Origin of the sequence: Pedobacter antarcticus, from assembly GCF_900112985.1 — a bacterium.
In the GTDB taxonomy this organism is placed as follows: Bacteria; Bacteroidota; Bacteroidia; order Sphingobacteriales; family Sphingobacteriaceae; genus Pedobacter; species Pedobacter antarcticus.
Map to the genome: position 1 here is coordinate 178,670 of NZ_FONS01000004.1, position 18,149 is coordinate 196,818.

At 41.1% G+C, this 18,149-nt stretch carries 18 protein-coding genes; 9 read left to right on the forward strand and 9 right to left on the reverse strand.

Going from position 1 to position 18,149, the window contains the following annotated elements:
* Positions 1-8: 8 nt before the first annotated feature.
* Positions 9-554 carry a sigma-70 family RNA polymerase sigma factor gene (locus BM192_RS10540; protein ID WP_201771421.1) on the reverse strand — a complete coding sequence of 182 codons (546 nt, stop codon included), beginning with the start codon at positions 552-554 and terminating at the stop codon, positions 9-11.
* A gap of 204 nt (positions 555-758) precedes the next feature.
* On the opposite strand from BM192_RS10540, the gene BM192_RS10545 reads away from it, so the two are divergent.
* Positions 759-2,399, forward strand: a complete 1,641-nt coding sequence (locus tag BM192_RS10545) for a TldD/PmbA family protein (RefSeq protein ID WP_037444542.1) — start codon at positions 759-761, stop codon at positions 2,397-2,399.
* Between the two features lie 3 nt (positions 2,400-2,402).
* A complete protein-coding gene (locus BM192_RS10550; protein WP_037444427.1) occupies positions 2,403-3,740 on the forward strand; it encodes a TldD/PmbA family protein in 1,338 nt (445 codons plus the stop codon).
* A gap of 133 nt (positions 3,741-3,873) precedes the next feature.
* Here the strand turns inward: BM192_RS10550 and BM192_RS10555 are convergent, their stop codons facing one another.
* Positions 3,874-5,103, reverse strand: a complete 1,230-nt coding sequence (locus BM192_RS10555; RefSeq protein ID WP_037444424.1) for an MFS transporter — start codon at positions 5,101-5,103, stop codon at positions 3,874-3,876.
* A gap of 36 nt (positions 5,104-5,139) precedes the next feature.
* Complete coding sequence (locus tag BM192_RS10560) at positions 5,140-5,796, reverse strand: FadR/GntR family transcriptional regulator (RefSeq protein ID WP_037444421.1); 657 nt, start codon at positions 5,794-5,796, stop codon at positions 5,140-5,142.
* Positions 5,797-5,940: 144 nt separating this feature from the next.
* On the opposite strand from BM192_RS10560, the gene BM192_RS10565 reads away from it, so the two are divergent.
* Positions 5,941-6,309, forward strand: coding sequence for a DUF1304 domain-containing protein (locus BM192_RS10565; RefSeq protein WP_037444419.1), 369 nt, complete (start codon positions 5,941-5,943; stop codon positions 6,307-6,309).
* A 102-nt stretch (positions 6,310-6,411) separates the two neighbouring features.
* On the opposite strand, the gene BM192_RS10570 is transcribed toward BM192_RS10565, so the two are convergent.
* From BM192_RS10570 to BM192_RS10595, 6 genes are read right to left on the reverse strand one after another with little or no spacing between them, the layout of a single operon-like run.
* Positions 6,412-6,885: a sterol desaturase family protein gene (locus BM192_RS10570; RefSeq protein ID WP_037444416.1), complete on the reverse strand. Its 474-nt coding sequence runs from the start codon at positions 6,883-6,885 to the stop codon at positions 6,412-6,414.
* Complete coding sequence (idi, locus tag BM192_RS10575; protein WP_037444413.1) at positions 6,878-7,408, reverse strand: isopentenyl-diphosphate Delta-isomerase; 531 nt, start codon at positions 7,406-7,408, stop codon at positions 6,878-6,880. The genes BM192_RS10570 and idi overlap by 8 nt, the downstream gene beginning before the upstream one ends.
* Positions 7,401-7,907 carry a hypothetical protein gene (locus BM192_RS10580; RefSeq protein WP_037444411.1) on the reverse strand — a complete coding sequence of 169 codons (507 nt, stop codon included), beginning with the start codon at positions 7,905-7,907 and terminating at the stop codon, positions 7,401-7,403. The genes idi and BM192_RS10580 overlap by 8 nt, the downstream gene beginning before the upstream one ends.
* Positions 7,904-8,740, reverse strand: a complete 837-nt coding sequence (locus BM192_RS10585) for a phytoene/squalene synthase family protein (RefSeq protein ID WP_037444409.1) — start codon at positions 8,738-8,740, stop codon at positions 7,904-7,906. Before BM192_RS10585 ends, BM192_RS10580 begins: the two co-directional genes overlap by 4 nt.
* Positions 8,724-10,232 (reverse strand): phytoene desaturase family protein, encoded by a 1,509-nt coding sequence (locus BM192_RS10590; protein ID WP_037444407.1) that lies wholly within the window; start codon positions 10,230-10,232, stop codon positions 8,724-8,726. Before BM192_RS10590 ends, BM192_RS10585 begins: the two co-directional genes overlap by 17 nt.
* Positions 10,222-11,121, reverse strand: coding sequence for a MerR family transcriptional regulator (locus BM192_RS10595; RefSeq protein ID WP_037444405.1), 900 nt, complete (start codon positions 11,119-11,121; stop codon positions 10,222-10,224). Before BM192_RS10595 ends, BM192_RS10590 begins: the two co-directional genes overlap by 11 nt.
* Positions 11,122-11,405: 284 nt before the next feature.
* Between BM192_RS10595 and prpB the strand changes: the two genes are divergently transcribed.
* The 6 genes from prpB (at position 11,406) to BM192_RS10625 (ending at position 18,089) form a co-directional block, all read left to right on the forward strand.
* On the forward strand, positions 11,406-12,311 hold the full coding sequence (gene prpB / locus BM192_RS10600; RefSeq protein WP_037444403.1) for a methylisocitrate lyase: 906 nt from the start codon (positions 11,406-11,408) through the stop codon (positions 12,309-12,311).
* A complete protein-coding gene (prpC, locus tag BM192_RS10605; protein ID WP_037444399.1) occupies positions 12,301-13,455 on the forward strand; it encodes a bifunctional 2-methylcitrate synthase/citrate synthase in 1,155 nt (384 codons plus the stop codon). Before prpB ends, prpC begins: the two co-directional genes overlap by 11 nt.
* 4 nt (positions 13,456-13,459) lie before the next feature.
* Positions 13,460-14,911 (forward strand): bifunctional 2-methylcitrate dehydratase/aconitate hydratase, encoded by a 1,452-nt coding sequence (locus BM192_RS10610; protein ID WP_037444541.1) that lies wholly within the window; start codon positions 13,460-13,462, stop codon positions 14,909-14,911.
* A gap of 242 nt (positions 14,912-15,153) precedes the next feature.
* Entirely contained in the window at positions 15,154-16,674 is a 1,521-nt protein-coding gene (locus tag BM192_RS10615; RefSeq protein WP_037444397.1) for a succinate CoA transferase, read from the forward strand.
* Positions 16,675-16,724: 50 nt separating this feature from the next.
* Positions 16,725-17,657: a hypothetical protein gene (locus BM192_RS10620; RefSeq protein ID WP_051760234.1), complete on the forward strand. Its 933-nt coding sequence runs from the start codon at positions 16,725-16,727 to the stop codon at positions 17,655-17,657.
* A gap of 108 nt (positions 17,658-17,765) precedes the next feature.
* Complete coding sequence (locus tag BM192_RS10625) at positions 17,766-18,089, forward strand: hypothetical protein (RefSeq protein WP_139218428.1); 324 nt, start codon at positions 17,766-17,768, stop codon at positions 18,087-18,089.
* Positions 18,090-18,149 lie beyond the last annotated feature (60 nt).

An 18,149-nucleotide genomic window follows, 5' to 3' on the forward strand; every position in this document is an offset into this window, starting at 1 on the left:
ATAGAAAGTCAGGAGGAGTATTCAGCCAGCTCAAGACGAAGTGTTGATGTAGCTTTGGCTATATGATAGGCAACCGCACGTTCGGTAATTAACAGAGCCTGCGCAATTTCTTTATTAGCCATACCTTCTTCCATACTCATTTTATAAACACGTTTGCATTGGCAGGGAAGGGTATCTACGATATCATTTACTTTGCCTTTCAGGCTATTGAAGAGAATATGTTCTTCTGTGCAGTTGGTGGAGTTGTCGCAAGACGACATCTTAATGTTGATGTGTTTTTCCCGGCTGACTTTGTTTCTGATGTACTCAAATGCTTTAAGTTTGGCGGCTCTGATTAAATAATGCTCTGCATTTTCCATAATCAGTGTTTCTCTTCTTTCCCAAAGTGACTTGAAGATATCCTGTACAATTTCTCTTGCTGGTTCCGTTTCTCTCAGCTGATTATAAAGAATGGTATAAACTTTCTCCCAATAGAGCTGATAGACTACTTCAAAAGTAACCCGGTCTATCCGGATACTTTGCGCTTTAAATGGTATGGGAGTTCTATGTGCCAATTCGTTAAATATGGTGTCAAATATATGTTATTTAGAATGATTATAGGAAAAAGTTTTATGTAAAATGAGCTGCATAATAATTTCTTTCATTATTGTTACTTCTGCGAAAAACGTAGTGCATAAAATACGCTTATCTGTGTTTTATATAAAAAGAGTTAGTAATCAGTGAAATGTATTATATTTATTTTACCTAAATCAATTACTTTGAAACGAAGAAATTTTATCTATTTAACCGGGGTTGGCGCTGCTGCGGCGATGCTGCCTGCCATACCGGTATGGGGAAATGATATTTCCCCAGAGCAAGCACTCGAGTACATAGACCCGGCTGCCAAGAAAATATTGTCTGATGTTGCGCTTAACGCTGCAAAGTCAAAAGGTGCAACCTATACAGATGTACGCGTGGGGCGTTATTTGAATCAGTATGTGGTTACTAGAGAGGACAAGGTCGAGAACATTGTAAATACAGAGTCTTTTGGAATCGGTATCCGCGTAATTGCCAACGGCTGCTGGGGTTTTGCCTCAACAGATAAAATGGACAAGGACAGTATTGCAAAGGCGGCTGAGCTGGCTGTGGCTATTGCGAAGGAAAACTCCAGGCTTCAGGCAGAACCGGTACAGCTGGCCCCGCAACAGGGATATGGTGAAGTAAGTTGGAAGGCTCCGATTACAAAGAATGCTTTTGAAGTTCCAATCAAAGAAAAAGTAGATCTCCTGCTGTCTGTAAATGATGCTGCTATGAAGGGTGGAGCGGATTATATTAATTCCATCCTGTTTATGGTAAATGAGCAAAAGTATTTTGCTTCTACTGAAGGATCCTATATTGACCAGGATGTTCACCGCATCTGGCCTACTTTTTTCATCACCAAAATAAATAAGGAAACGGGTAAATTTGAAACCCGTAATGCTTTAAGTACTCCTATAGGTAAGGGATATGAGTATCTGGATGGCAGGCCCGAAGATAAAATACAAACGGCATCAGGAACGCTTTATAAAGGCACGTACGATATGTTGGAAGATGCCAAGCAGGCCGCTGTGCAGGCAGGAGAAAAATTAAAAGCCAAATCTGTCGATCCCGGAAAATACGACCTGGTATTAGACCCTTCTAATCTGTGGTTAACCATTCATGAATCATGTGGTCACCCAACAGAACTGGATAGGGTACTCGGTTATGAAGCTAATTATGCCGGTACCAGTTTTCTGACTCTCGATAAATGGAAGACAGGTAAATTCAACTATGGTAGTAAAGAGGTGAATATTACTGCCGATAAAACTGAAGTGGGTACTTTAGGAGCAGTAGGCTACGATGACGAAGGTGTTAAATGTGGTAAATGGGATGTGATCAAAGATGGTGTGCTGGTTAACTATCAGGCTATCAGAGATCAGGCACATATTCTTGGTCTGGAACATTCCCAGGGGTGTTGTTATGCAGACAACTGGAGCAGTGTACAGTTCCAGCGCATGGCTAACATTTCATTGCAGCCCGGTAAAAAACCACTGACAGTGGCCGATCAGATCAAAAACGTCGAAAAGGGAATCTATATCGTTGGAGATGGCTCATTTTCAATTGATCAGCAACGCTACAATTTCCAGTTTGGCGGACAGCTTTTCTATGAAATTAAAGCTGGTAAGATTACTGGCATGCTGAAAGACGTAGCTTATCAGGCCAATACACAGGAGTTCTGGAATTCATGTACTGCAATCTGTGATCAGCGTGATTATCGTCTTGGCGGCTCTTTCTTTGATGGCAAAGGTCAGCCTGGTCAGGTGAGTGCTGTTTCTCATGGCTCTGCTACCACTCGTTTTAACGGAATTAATGTAATTAACACTGCTAGAAAAATCGGATAATATATGCCTATATTAACTCAAGAACAGGCTAAGGCGCTGTTAACGAAAGTGCTCAGTTATTCAAAAGCTGACGAATGTGAAGTAAATATCGAGGGTTCTGATGGCGGGAATGTCCGCTACGCCCGTAATTCAGTTAATACAAGTGGAGGGGTTAGTAAAACCAGCCTGGTTGTTAGTTCTGCATTCGGGAAAAAACTGGGGGTCGCGACGATTAATGAATACGATGATGCTTCCTTAGAGAAAGTTGTCAGAAGAGCTGAAGAACTTGCCAGGCTCGCCCCTGAAAATCCTGAATATATGTCGGTTTTAGGTCCGCAGACTTATGGACCACCGTCTCCAACATTTTCACAGACCACTGCCAGTGTTGGCCCGAAAGAACGCGCAGATGCTGTAGAGAAAAGTTTGGCCGTGGCTAAAAAGAATCAGTTGACAGCTGCTGGTTTTCTGGAAAATAGTTCTGGGTACAGCGCCATGATGAATAGCAAAGGCTTATTTGCCTATAACACTTCCTCGGATGTGGCCTTTAATATCACCATGCGTACGGCAGACGGAAAGGGTTCTGGTTATGCTACAAGAGGTTATAACGACTTCGGTAAACTTAACACAGAGTTCGATACAGATGTCGCTGCTAAAAAAGCGTTGTCGTCAGTTACTGCCAAAGCAATAGAACCTGGAAAATATACCGTAATTCTCGAGCCAACTGCAGTAGCAGTAATGCTGGAAAATATGCTTTTTGATATGGACGCACGTCAGGCAGACGAAGGAAGAAGTTTTCTAAGTAAGCCCGGTGGTAAATCCAGACTTGGAGAAAGGTTAGTTGATGAGCGGGTAAATATCTACTCAGATCCCTGGAATCCAGAACTTCCTTCCAGTACATGGTCGGGGGACGGAAGGCCCCAGGAAAAAGTAAGCTGGATTGAAAAAGGTGTTGTTAAAAATCTGACAAGCTCCAGGTATTGGGCGCAGAAAACAGGTATTAAAGCTATTCCCAGACCTGATGGCGCAATTATGGAAGGTGGCACTAAATCACTTGCTGAATTGATCAAAGGTACAGAGAAAGGGATTCTTGTAACCCGTTTATGGTATATCCGCTCTGTTGATCCTCAAACTTTATTATTAACCGGTTTAACCCGGGATGGCACTTTTTACATTGAAAACGGAGAGATCAAATTCCCTGTAAAGAACTTCCGTTTTAATGAAAGTCCGATTATAATGTTGAATAACCTGGAGGAAATTGGAAAGGTCGAGCGTACTGTTAGTGCAGAATCAGAAGCTAACTACTTGCTTCCACCACTTAAAATCAGGGACTTTACTTTCACATCTCTTTCTGATGCTGTATAACAATTAATAGAATATAAACAGGCCGGAATTTGCCTCTTATATGGACCGGCCTGTTTTTCTTGCTATTAAATTATAGTAATCTTTATACGCATCAAATGTAATTTAAGAGCTTTGATGGGTATTTAGGTAGCATTTATACGACTTTCTTCTGTTCTATATTTGGCAAAAAGATGGTGATAATACCAATAAGCGGCAAAAATGCACAGATTTGGAATATATACTCAATGCTCGTTTTGTCTGCAAGCCAGCCCAGAACTGCAGAACCTAATCCACCCATCCCGAACGCAAATCCGAAGAATAAACCGGCGATCATTCCGACTTTACCCGGTACGAGGTCAGTTGCGTAAACTAAAATGGCAGAAAATGCAGAGGAAATAATCACACCGATTAACACCGCAAGTACTACCGTCCAAGCCAGATCTGCATGTGGTAGTAATAAGGTGAAGGGCGCTGCGCCGAGAATAGAAATCCAGATAATATATTTCCTTCCAAAACGGTCACCTAATGGTCCTCCAATGACAGTACCTGCCGCAACAGCGGCCAGAAATGCAAAAAGATACATTTGAGACTGCTCTACCGTTACATGAAACTTATCAATTAAATAAAAGGTAAAATAACTAGTCATACTCGCCATGTAGAAATACTTCGAGAAGATTAATACCAGCAGAATAACAATAGAATAGATTACCCTTTTTCTGCTGAATACGGGTTGCTCGTCATTAACAGCTTTCACCTGATTTTGTGTACGCAGCAGCATATGTTCGCCGTACCATTTACCAATTCTGCTCAGAATCACGATGGCGGCAACTGCGGCAACTGCGAACCAGATGATATAAAATTGCCCATAAGGCATGATGATCAATGCTGCAAGTAGGGGACCGATTGCACTTCCTGCATTACCTCCTAGTTGAAAGATGGATTGAGCGAGACCTTTTTTTCCGCCGGAAGCTAAATAAGCCACCCGGGAAGACTCAGGGTGAAAAACAGACGATCCCATGCCAATTAGGCTGACAGATATTAAAATGGTCAGGAAGCTTGTCGCCAGAGAAATACAGATCAGGCCAATGAGTGTAAAGCCCATCCCAATAGCTAAGGAGTTCGGCATTGGTTTTTTATCTGTGTAAAAGCCTATAAAGGGTTGGAGCAGAGATGCGGTAAGCTGGAATGTAAGTGTAATTAATCCAATCTGTGTGAAGGATAGATTAAAATTCGTTTTTATTAAAGGATATACGGCCGGAATGACCGACTGCATCATGTCATTTAGAAGGTGCGTAAAGCTGATGGTGAATAAGATAGAGTATACGGTTCCTGTGACTATCGTTTTTGCAGGTGTAGTCTCAGTCGGGATAATACTGGCTTTCATAAGAAGTTAATAGGCTGTATTGGTGAAAATTTGGGTTTACTGGGAAATATGTCCGATGATTTTTGCTGCTGTATTCCAGGCTTTTTTTGGATCGGCAGCAATAATATTCTTTAATAATTGTTCATGTAACTGCTGTGATTCGGCAAAAGCGGTGGTATCCGTATATATTTCGCGGAACCATTTTTTTAGATGAACAGATGTAGAACGGTAGAGATCACTTAGAATACTGTTTTTTGAAGCAACTGAAATAGCATTGTGAAAGTTTATATCTGCTTCGATACAGCTTTCCAATGTTCCCGCCAAAGCGGCATTTTTTCTATCCAGCAGGTATTTCTTAATTATCAGAATATCTTCTTCTGTGCGATTCAGTGCCGCTTTCTCGGCGATTTTCATTTCAATGATCTGGCGTACTTCATCCAGATCCCTTGAATTTGCCCGAAGCAGTATCTGATCCATGGGTTCATTATTATCAATCGTTTTTTGGATGAAGGTTCCAATTCCTTGCTGTACTTTAAGCATCCCGGAATTGGAAAGGATTTTAATTGCTTCACGGATGGTAGACCGCCCCACACCAAAATGCTTCATGAGCTCCGGTTCAATCGGAAGTTTCTCACCGGTCTGATATTGTCCGGAAGAAATCTGCTGCTTGATATTTTCAGCGACCTCGTCTGCCAGCGACATTTTTCGAATCATAAATTATAGCTTTTTTTTCATCATATCATCTGATGAATTCAAAAGTATAGATTTGTTCTGGAAATCAAAAAAATATATGCTGTGTATGCAAATATTTATAAGTATTAACTTGAAAACATGAAATGAATCTCTGATCTTTAATAGATGGGAACACTAGCTGTTATAATTATAAGTATCGTAATTGTGATACACCTTTATATTGTGTGGATGGAGATGTTTGCATGGGAAACACTTGGCAGAAAGGTATTTAAAGGTGCGCTACCAGATGAGTTATTTCGGCCGACAAAAGGTTTGGCAGCCAATCAAGGATTATACAATGGTTTTCTGGCGGCTGGTCTAATCTGGAGTTTTTTGATTACTGACCCTGTTTGGAGTGATCATGTCGCTGTTTTCTTTCTCGGCTGTATTGCTGTAGCAGGAATTTATGGTGCAATTTCGGCATCCCGAAAGATCTTGTTCGTACAGACTTTACCCGCGCTGACGGGGATGCTGGCTATCTTGTTGAAATCTTAAATAGATTACCGTTATGGAACAGCTCCATGTTTCATAAACGTATAAGAAAAATGGAGCTGGAATTTGGTGAGTTGTTTAAACCACTAAATTAAAATGTTCAACTTAAACTGTGGGGTTTTTATGTTGGCTAATGAAATATTTAAAGGGAACCCACAGCATACCGAAACATTCTCCATGTTCTTTGCCAGTATGTTTGTGATGCATTTTATGGGCACGGCGGATAGCTTTAAAATACCAGTGGTCAGAATTTCTGAAGATTTTTATACGTTGATGAATAAAAATATCATGTACAAAAAAATAAGCGGCACCGTACAAGGTAACACCCATACCGATCCAGAATGGAGTAGCATAACCATAAAATGTACCTATAGCGATGCAGGCAATAGCGGGTAGCGCAAAAATAAGGAAGAAGAAATCGTTTCTTTCCATTACAGAATCATGATCTTTATGATGATGGTCTTTGTGCAGTATCCATAATAAGCCATGCATGATATATTTATGCGTAAACCAGGCTACGCCCTCCATTAAAATGAAAGTGCCTGCTGTAATCAGCGAATAATAAATCCAGTTATCCATTATTAAAATTTTTATTGTATTGTGCCAATACCAGTTTGAAAACTATTTTTAACCATTCTGTATACTGTTCGGGTTGTAGGGTAAGATCTGTTTCCAGCTGTTCCATACTCATATATTTATAGGCAATAACCTCGTCAGTGTTTAGAACCGGAAGGTCATCGGTGCTGCCAAAGAAAACGTGGTCAAATTCATTTTCTATTAACCCGGGTTCAACTTCAGCTTTATAGGTGAAACTAAAAACATGTTCCAGTTTGCAGTTCATCCCCATTTCTTCGTTAAGTCTTCTATCAGCTGCTGCGGCATTATCCTCGCCATATCTTGGATGACTACAGCAGGTATTCGTCCATTTTCCTCCGGAATGATATTTATGCAATGCTCTTTGTTGTAAAAGAAGCTCACCCGAACTGTTAAAAATGAAAATAGAGAATGCCCGGTGGAGCCGGCCCAGAATATGTGCTTCAAGTTTGGCCATAGTTCCAATTGGCTGGTCATCGCTGTCAATAAGTATTACCTCTTCATTCATATTTTAGGCTCATTTTTTCTTGCTCCGAACAATGTCTGGAAGTCGTTAAATATGCGACAATGTTCTGTTTTAATTTGTTATCCCGGACTGTATTCAAATGGGTGAGCAGGAATTTTTTGTCCTGCTTCACCTGTTTATCATAACCCAGAAATTGGGGCAGATTCGTCTGAATAGTAAAACGTAAAAATCTCACTTCTATGTCTTTATCATCCTTTTTAACTGCTTCTTCCAATAATAGCTTTCCTCTTTTAAAACTTTTGTATTTACTGAAAGGATTAAATCCATATTTAGCCTGCATCATTTCTGCAGCCCCCTTATAGCCAATATAAATAGCTGCAGAATTTTTATCTGCACCCTTAAGTAAATTCAAAAGCTGATCAGCCGACTTTTTACTGCTTGCTGATTGTGCATATAAGTCTCTTAGCTGATTTATCTCCGGTTCAGCGAAAAGACTGAATCCTGACAAGAAAAGCGAAATTAAAAGACAGACTGTTTTCATATAATATTCATTTTAAAACGGATGATTGAGTCAAACATAAGCCCAAATTTATGAGTATTTGAGATTCTTATCCGTTTTGCCATGACTTTTTCTGCAGAAGCATTTTTTATCTTGTTGAAGAGTTCCTTGTAATACAGGTATGCCAGATAAACACCATTTCTGGACGTGCTGGGTAACTTTCGAATTCCGGCCAGGGCTTCGGTGAATTCTGCTTCAATTTCCTCTTCAATCCGCTTTTTCTCTAAGTTTGAAAATTCTGCCAGATTAACATGTGGAAAGTAAGTTCTGCTTAAATTATAGTAATCTGCATTGACGTCCCGTAAAAAGTTTACCTTCTGGAATGCAGAACCGAGCTTCATTGCAGATAGTTTTAAAGCTTCATATTGTTGGGTGTCACCACCTGTAAAAACCTGAAGACACATTAACCCGACGACTTGTGCTGAACCCAGGATATACTGGTCATACTTTTCGGGTGTGTACTCATGCTTTTCCAGATCCATCTCCATACTTTTCAAAAACAGATCGATTAACTGATGTTCGATTCCATATTTATTTACTACCTGTTGGAATGAATTGATAACAGGATTAAGACTTATGCCGTGTGCGATACCCTCAAAGCAATCTTGTCTGAATTTGGTCAATAGAAATGCTTTATCGTAAGCATGAAAGCTATCTACAATTTCATCTGCCAATCTTACAAAACCATAGATGGCATAGATTGGGTCACGTAGTTTCTTGTCCAGGAAATAAATGCCCAGGGAAAAACTCGTGCTGTAACGCTTTGTTGTCATTTTACTGCATTCCGCAGATAGTTTATCAAATATCTCTTTCATAGTCGGACTTTAGATACTTTATAAGTTGTTTGGCGGCGATATTACCAGAGATAATTGAAGGTGGTACACCCGGACCTGGTACAGTAAGCTGTCCGGCATAAAACAAACTCGGGATCTTTTTATTTTTAAGTGTCGGTTTAAGGTTGGCAGTTTGCATTAAAGTATTGGCAAGACCATAGGCATTACCTTTATAAGAATTGTAATCGGCAATGAAATCAGAAACACAATAACTTTTTTTATAATCTATATGTTTTCGGACAGGGGTATCTGTGTACCGTTCCAGACGGTCCATCATTAAATCAAAATAAATAGCTCTTGTCTCTTCGATGTCATCCAGGCCGGGAGCAAGGGGCATCAGCACAAAAAGGTTTTCATGACCTTCTGGTGCAATTCCGGAGTCGGTCTTGGAGGGGCAGCAAACGTAAAACAGAGGTTTTGTCGGCCATTTAGGGTCTTTATAAATTTCACGCGCATGAACTTTAAGATCCTCGTCAAAAAATAATGTGTGATGTTTTAATCTTTGAATACTGGTATTCAATCCGATGTAAAAAATAAGACATGATGGAGCAAAGACCTTTTTATCCCAATAATTCTCCGGATAATTTCTAAGCTTAGGCGCGAGTAATTTTTCTTCTGTATGATGGTAATCTGCAGTAGAGATAATTCCCTGATACTGCCTAAAACCCTGGCTTGAAGTTAATCCTCTAAGTGATTTCCCCTCGGTTTCTATTTGAGTAACAGTTTCATTGGTAAAAAAACGAGCGCCCCGCTCTTCGGCGACAGTTCTCATCGCATCAATGACTTTACCAAAGCCACCTTTTGGATACCATGTACCAAGTTTCAGCCCCGCATAATTCATCAGACTGTATAATGCCGGCGTATCTTCGGGCATGGCACCAAGAAACAGCACTGGAAATTCCATCAGTGCGATCAACCGGGGATCTTTAAAATATTTTTTTACATGCGTACTGAAAGATGTGAATACCTGCAGTTTAAATAAACCACGGATCAGTTCTGTATCTGCAAATTCAAGAATGGAAAAACCAGGTTTATAAACAAGTTTTCCAATTCCAACCTGGTATTTATATTCGGCCTCGGCCAGAAACTTTTTTAATTTTACAGCGCTGCCGGCTTCAATAGTTTCAAAAAGATCACAGAGTTGCTGAAAATCAGCAGGAATGTCCAGTACATCTTGTTCACCGAATACAAGTGTAAAACCAGGGTCCAGGAGCTCCAGTTCGTAAAAATCGGATGCTTTGTATCCAAAGTCATTAAAAAACTTCTCAAATACATCAGGCATCCAATACCAGCTCGGTCCCATGTCAAAGATGTAACCGTTATCTGTTTTTAACTGACGTGCACGGCCACCGACGCTTTCGTTTTTTTCGTAAACGTCGGGCTGATAGCCAGCTTTGGCCATATATGCTGCTGCACTTATTCCGGCGAAACCCGATCCAATGATAGCTACTGCTGGTTTTGTTTTAATTGACATCGGCTAAATGAGTTAAAGTATTCTCGAAATCTTCTATAGATTGAAACCAATTGACATTTTCTGCTAACTTGACCTGGTTTAACAGCTTTCCGTTGCCCGCCAGATGTATTCGGGAGTCGGCAAAACTCGTACTTAATTTATTCAGGTAGCTTTCTGCCTCCTGAGCGGATCTTGAACGAACCATAAATAGCAGCAGGTGCTCACATTGATTATGTGCCATCGCACTTTTAATGGATTCAAGCGGAACTTTTCCGCCCAGAAAGATAACCCGCTGTCCATGTCGTTTTAAAATATAATGGGCAAATAATAAACCGATATCATGGTCTTCATCTTCCGGCAAAAACAGTAGCCATGAAGAAGTTGATTTAAGCTTAACATTTACTTTACCTATTGCCGCGAAAATCTTCTGCCGGATCAGATGAGATAAAAAATGCTCCTGAGCAGGACAGATTTGATCACTCCGCCACATTAAACCGAGACGAACAAGCATTGGATAGATGACCTGTTTATAAGTACAGATCATACCATGCTCAACAATGCATTTGGAAATTAGTTTATCAAATTTTAACTCATTATAAACAAGACCGAACTTAAGTAACTGCGATATATAATATTCATAAGTTGAATCTGGAGAGATTGTATAGTCAATCTCCTTTTTTAGCAACTTTTCCAGTTCGGAATCTGAAAGAGCACAGACCTGTGAAATTTTCATTCCCGATTGGTTTAGCGAAACAATGTTTAGTAGCCTGCGCAAATGCCGGTCATTGTAAAGCCTTGTATTACCGGCGGTACGCATTGGTTCGAGCGCCTGATAACGCCTCTCCCAAATTCTGATGGTGTCTACGTGGATGCCGGATAACTGTTCAAGATCAGAAATAGAGTATGTCATTTATATTTTGTCCATATTTTTAGCGATGAAATATAGACAAATAAAATGAATATTTGTTCTGGGCGTTGTTTTTAGCGCATTAAATTCGACCTTACATAAAAGGAGATAACCGCTACAGCAGTCATCAGCCCTTGGTTTTCGAGGGAAATAAAATAAAATTATGTTTACTTGTACCCAATAAGTGTACATTTATCAGTGTCGTGTTATTTTATTTAAACGCTTTGGTCCGGAAGTTTTTAATCTTCCTAGGATAGAGGCATGTTTTGAATTGTAATTACTATAAAATGAACCAAAATATAAACTTGAACTCCGCCGGATTCCGCTTCCGGCAGGCGATGCAAAGGGAAAAACCCTTGCAAATAGTGGGGGCGATTAATGCAAATCACGCGCTTTTGGCCAGCCAGGCTGGATTTAATGCCATTTATTTATCTGGGGGCGGTGTTGCTGCCGGATCATTGGGTATTCCAGATTTGGGCATTACAACTCTGGAAGATATTTTAATTGATATTAACCGGATCACTAATGTGACAGATACTCCCTTACTGGTAGATGTTGACACTGGTTTTGGCCCTTCTGCGTTCAATGTGGCAAGAACTGTCAAATCTTTAATTAAAGCCGGTGCAGCTGCTCTCCATATCGAAGACCAGGTTGGTGCCAAACGTTGTGGTCACAGGCCTGGTAAGGAGGTGGTTAGCAAAAGCGAAATGTCAGACCGGATCAAGGCGGCTGCAGATGCAAGAACTGATCAACACTTTGTACTTGGGGCAAGAACAGATGCTTTTGCCAGCGAAGGGCTGGAGGCTACATTGGATCGGGCAGTGGCTTATGCGGAGGCTGGTGCAGATTTTATTTTTGCCGAAGCGGTACATAACCTTGTTGATTATCAGAAATTTGTCGATGCAACCGGTATTCCCGTACTGGCGAACATTACGGAGTTTGGTATGATTCCGATGTATACTGTCGCCCAACTTGAACAAGCTGGTGTCGGGCTGGTGCTTTATCCTTTATCGGCTTTCCGTGCTGCTAACCGTGCTGCCCAGAATGTATATACTCATATTCGTCAGGACGGAACACAAGCTGCGGTAATAGACACCATGCAAACCAGAGAGCAGCTTTATCAAAGCATTGGCTACTACGCCTATGAAGAAAAATTAGATCAATTATTTAAACAGAATAAAGATGTCAAATAACCAGGAACCAGGAACATTCAAGCCGAAGAAAAGTGTAGCGCTTTCCGGCGTCACGGCTGGTAATACAGCCTTATGCAGTGTCGGTAAAAGTGGTAATGATTTGCATTATCGAGGATACAATATTCTTGATCTCGCAGAAGGTGCGGAATTTGAAGAAGTTGCTTATTTGCTTATTTATGGCGCATTGCCCAATAAGGCGCAGTTATCAACTTATAAAACCAAGCTCCGGTCCTTAAGAGGCTTACCAATATCGGTTAAAAAGATTTTGGAACAAATTCCAGCTTCTGCTCACCCAATGGATGTTATGCGCTCCACCGTATCTGCGTTTGGAAGTATACAGCCCGAAAAAGACGATCATAATCTTGCTGGTTCCCGGGATATAGCCGACAAATTACTTGCATGTTTTAGCTCAGCATTATTGTATTGGTATCATTTTTCCCATAATGGTAAAAAGATAGAAGTAGAAACTGACGATGATAGTATCGGTGGTCATTTCCTTCATCTGTTGCACGGGAAAAAGCCTGATGCCTCCTGGGAGAAAGCCATGCAGATTTCGTTGAATCTTTATGCCGAACATGAATTTAATGCTTCGACGTTTACGGCTCGTGTTATTGCGGGAACGGGTTCGGATATTTATTCTGCAATAACCGGTGCAATTGGTGCTTTGCGAGGGCCTAAGCACGGTGGGGCAAATGAGGTTGCATATGATATTCAAAGCCGTTATGGATCCGAGGAAGAGGCCGAGAAAGATATATTAGAACGTCTGGCCAGAAAAGAAGTTATCATTGGTTTCGGGCACCCGGTTTATACGATTTCGGATCCCCGAAATGAAGTAATAAAAGGAGTTGCAAAAAGGTTATCTGAAGAAGCGGGTGACCTTTTGCTGTTTAACGTTGCAGAGCGGTTGGAAACGTTAATGTGGGATGAAAAGAAAATGTTTCCTAACCTTGACTGGTTCTCCGCAGTTTCCTATCACCTGATGGGTGTACCCACTTTATTATTCACCCCGCTATTCGTTGTATCCAGAGTTACAGGTTGGAGCGCACATATTATTGAACAGCGTCAGGATGGAAAAATTATCCGTCCAAGTGCAAATTATGTCGGTCCAGAAAATAGAAGTTTTACTCCAATTGAAAAAAGATAAGAATATGTCATCACACATTTCAAACGAAAGGCCGCAACCAGATCAGGTACTGACCGATATCGTAGACTATGTTTTAAATTATGAAATCACAAATGAACTTGCCTGGAAAACCGCGCATTATTGTTTGTTAGATACTTTAGGCTGCGGTTTTGAAGCACTAACTTACCCGGCTTGTACCAAATTATTAGGACCAGTAGTAAAAGGAACTGTAGTTCCGAATGGAGCGAAAGTTCCCGGTACCCAATTTCAGTTAGATCCGATTCAGGCGGCATTCAATATAGGAACAATAGTCCGCTGGCTTGATTTTAACGACACCTGGCTTGCTGCAGAATGGGGGCATCCTTCAGATAATCTGGGTGGAATATTGGCCACGGCAGATTGGTTATCCCGAACTGCGGTGGCACAGGGGAAGTCTGCAATAACTATGAAAGTTGTTCTTGATGCGATGGTTCGTGCCCATGAAATTCAAGGTGTACTGGCATTGGAAAATTCTTTCAATAAAGTTGGGCTGGATCATGTGCTGCTGGTAAAAGTCGCGTCTACTGCGGTAGTAGGCAGGCTGATTGGTTTAAATAGAGATGAGCTCATCAATGCCGTTAGTCTGGCTTTCGTCGACGGGCAATCGCTACGCACTTACAGGCATTCGCCCAATACGGGCAGCCGCAAATCATGGGCAGCAGGAGATGCAACTTCCAGAGCAGTAAAACTTGCTTTAATAGCACAGACCGGAGAAATGGGATATCCGTCGGTATTAACGGCGAAAACCTGGGGATTCTATGATGTTTCCTTTAAAGGAAATGAATTTAAATTTCAGCGTGGTTATGGTTCGTATGTTATGGAAAACGTACTGTTTAAAATCTCTTTTCCCGCAGAATTCCACTCACAAACTGGTGTAGAAGCTGCGATGACAATCTTTACACGTCTAGGAGTTCTGGGTAAGACTGCAGAAGATATTCAAAGTATCACCATAAGAACACACGAGGCAGCAATTCGTATCATCGACAAAAAGGGACCACTTGATAATCCAGCAGACAGGGATCATTGTATCCAGTATATGGTAGCAGTTCCGTTAATTTTTGGCAGGCTAACTGCCGGGGATTATGAAGACCATATTGCAGCCGATCCCAGGATAGATATATTAAGAGATAAAATTGAATGTGTAGAAGACCCTCAATTTACTAAAGACTACCATGATCCACAGAAACGTTCTATAGCAAATGCCCTCACTGTGACTTTTCAAGACGGTACAGTACTGGAGGAAGTCGTTGTTGAATATCCTATCGGACACCGTTTGCGCCGTGAAGAGGGAATGCCTGAACTGATTAAAAAATTCAGAATTAACCTGGCCAGAAGATTCCCGGAAAAACAGCAGCAGTCTATTCTGAGTCTTGCACTCGATTACGAAAGGCTGTTGGAAACACCGGTTAATGAATTTATCGACCTACTCGAGATTTAAGGCGTTAAATTTCTTATTCCATATATAAAAGAGGATGCCTGTAAAGGCATCTTTTTTTATATATAAAAATGCAGTCTAACTCCCGATTGTTTTTGTTTTCCTTTTCCAGGGGCGGCCATTTTTTTAGCTGAATAACTACGATGCGCTGGAGTGATTTTAATTTGTATCAATTAAATATTTGTTTGGCGTGATGCGATACGCACTTCCTGAATATAAGTCACTAGATTTGTTTTTTTTATGTTATGATCACGGAAAGAATATTGAAGAGTGAATTAGCCGCCAAGGTGATTACTCCTGCACAGGCTGCTGCTTTTTTTAAAGATAAGATGGTAGTTGCATCCAGTGGCTTCACTAAAGCCGGAGATAGTAAAGCTGTTTTAACCGCACTGGCAGAACGTGCAAAGTTGGATCCTTTAAAAGTTACATTGATTACAGGTGCATCCCTGGGGCATGGCACTGATGGTATTCTAGCAGATGCCCATGCGATTTCATTACGTCTGCCATTTCAGGTTGATACGATTATGAGAAGGGCCATTAATTCGGGTGAAGTGTTGTTTATTGATCAGCATTTGGGTGAGACAGCTAATTTGCTCAAAGCCAATAATTTCCCTAAAATAGATATTGCTATACTCGAAGCAATCTGTATTGAGCAGGACGGCAGTATAGTACCCACTACTTCGGTCGGGAATTCGGCGTCTTTTGCTGCACTTGCTGATAAAATAATTATAGAAATCAATACAGAGATCCCTTTTTCACTGAAAGGTGTCCACGATATTTTCTCCCCGGGTGACTATCCTGACCGCAGGGAAATACCAATTGTAAATGCTGCGAGCCGGATTGGCCAGGGAACTATTCCGCTGGATACCGACAAGATTATCGGGATTGTATTTACCAATATTAAAGATAGTCCCGCCGATATTGCTCCTCAGGATGAGGTGACAGCTGTCATTGCTAGACATATTGTTGATTTTTTTACAACGGAAGTGGAAAAGGGTAATCTCACCAATTCTTTACTTCCGCTGCAGGCAGGCATCGGTAAGGTGGCTAATGCTGTCCTTCGTGGATTTCTGGAAAGTGATTTTGAAGGATTGACGATGTATTCTGAGGTGCTGCAGGATAGTACATTCGACTTGCTGGATTCCGGGAAGATGACCTTCGCATCTGGCTCTTCAATAACGGTATCTTCGGATTATTACGAACATATCTTTAATGACTTTAGTATCTATAAAGACAAAATTGTTCTTCGTCCGCAGGATATCAGTAATGCAGCGGAAGTGATCCGCCGTCTGGGCGTAATTGCGATTAACACAGCACTGGAATGCGATATTTATGGTAATGTTAATTCTACGCATATCGCAGGAACAAATATGATGAATGGAATTGGCGGTTCCGGGGATTTTGCACGTAACTCCTATCTTAGCATATTTGTGACCCAATCAGTCGCGAAAAATGAAACGATTTCACGTATCGTTCCGATGGTTTCACATGTCGATCATACAGAACATGATGTCGATATTATAGTAACTGAACACGGATTGGCTGATTTGCGCGGCCTTGCGCCAAGGCAGAGGGCAGAGGTGATTATTGAGCATTGCGCTCATCCGGATTATAAAGCTGAACTGAAGTCTTATTTTGACAGAGCCTGCGCAAGGGGAGGACACACGCCCCATTTGCTCGAAGAAGCATTCAGTTGGTATACTTCATTAAGGCAGCACGGCACTATGAAGCCGGTTTCTGCAGAAAAAGTCGAGTTTAGGGCTTAATTTAGCATGTATTCCGTAGAATGTTTAATTAGCTAAAATGAATCATAAAGATGAAGTGTATTTTAAATATAGCCTCTTTCGCATTGCTGATTACTGCATGCAGTCCGGTAAAACAGAACGTACGAGATACAAAGCTATTAGGCTTTAAGTATAATTATTGTGCTCCAAATGTGCCATATCTTAAGCAGGGGGCGCTATCGAAAGATACAATCGACCTTAAACTTACTCAGACGAATATTTCACCACGCGACCAGCTGATTTGCAGGATTCTAGGTGTAAGTAAAGATATTGATGGTCTATGGAAGCTTAACCGCGCGGGTGGTAAGGATAATACTGCAGATAAAGTCTATCTCCGGCAAAAAATAAGTAATAAAATATTACTTGCTCAAACACAGTTGCAAGCCGTTGCAGCAGAACTGGATTGTGAAGGAGAGCGTGCTGATATGGCTGCAACCTACCTGGATGCGCTAAATAGTAAGAGAAATACGAAGCTCACTGTCGGATCTGTCATTCTCGGTGCTTTAACCACTGTTGCCACCGCCGTTATTTCCAATAATGGTGTACAAAATACCGTGGGAATAAGCGGAGGTCTTATTAGTGCAGGATTAGGTGCAATGACAATTAATCCGAAGGGGAGGGAGGTCGAGTTTGAGCATGCTCATAATTTACTGCGCAGTATCTGGACTGAGCCTGAAACTAATACAGATTATCCCGAGTTTGTGTGGGAGATGCTTCATGAAAAAAAATTTAGTAATCAGGGGAATGTAACTCTTTCGGAAAGTATCAAAAGGCGTTGGATTCAATTCCAGTTTGACGGCAAAATAGATCCGGAACAGGAGGCATTGCTCTTTGGATCCGGAGGTTTTTATGGTGCAGATGATCTGCATACTCGTGCATCAATGATCAATCAACTTCAGTCTTCGGTACGGTCCCTTAACCAGGAATTAACTGGCCTGATCGGTTTCGTTGCTAATATGGAATAAGTATATTTTCGGTTGATAGCGTTTTATTTAAAAATATATTTACATTTGCCACTCAGTTGCGACTATTGCTGCTGATGTGCCCCTATGGTAAAAAGAAGAAGAGAATTTATGAAGCAGTTAATTAGCAAGGCAGGTTGTCTTTTGCTGGTGGTGCTTTTTCTCTTTATATCTGCCGCGCAGATACTGCATACACATGGTTATAAGGTACAAACTGAGCACGCTACCGACAATAATAGTTTAGATCAATCCGGTGATTGTAAAGTGTGTGACTATTTTATTCACCACCATGGGAAGCAAATTTTTCTTAATTATCCTCCGCTTATAGCTATCCCTGTTCCGGAAATTGTCGTTATTTCTTCTGGTGTATTCGCCCGCATTTATAAGTTTACGCTTCAGGGGTTTACGAACAAGGGGCCGCCTGCATTCAATTAATTTCAATTGCATCGTCCTGATGCTTATTCATCGCCTTCTCAGGTGATGTGATTTACTATT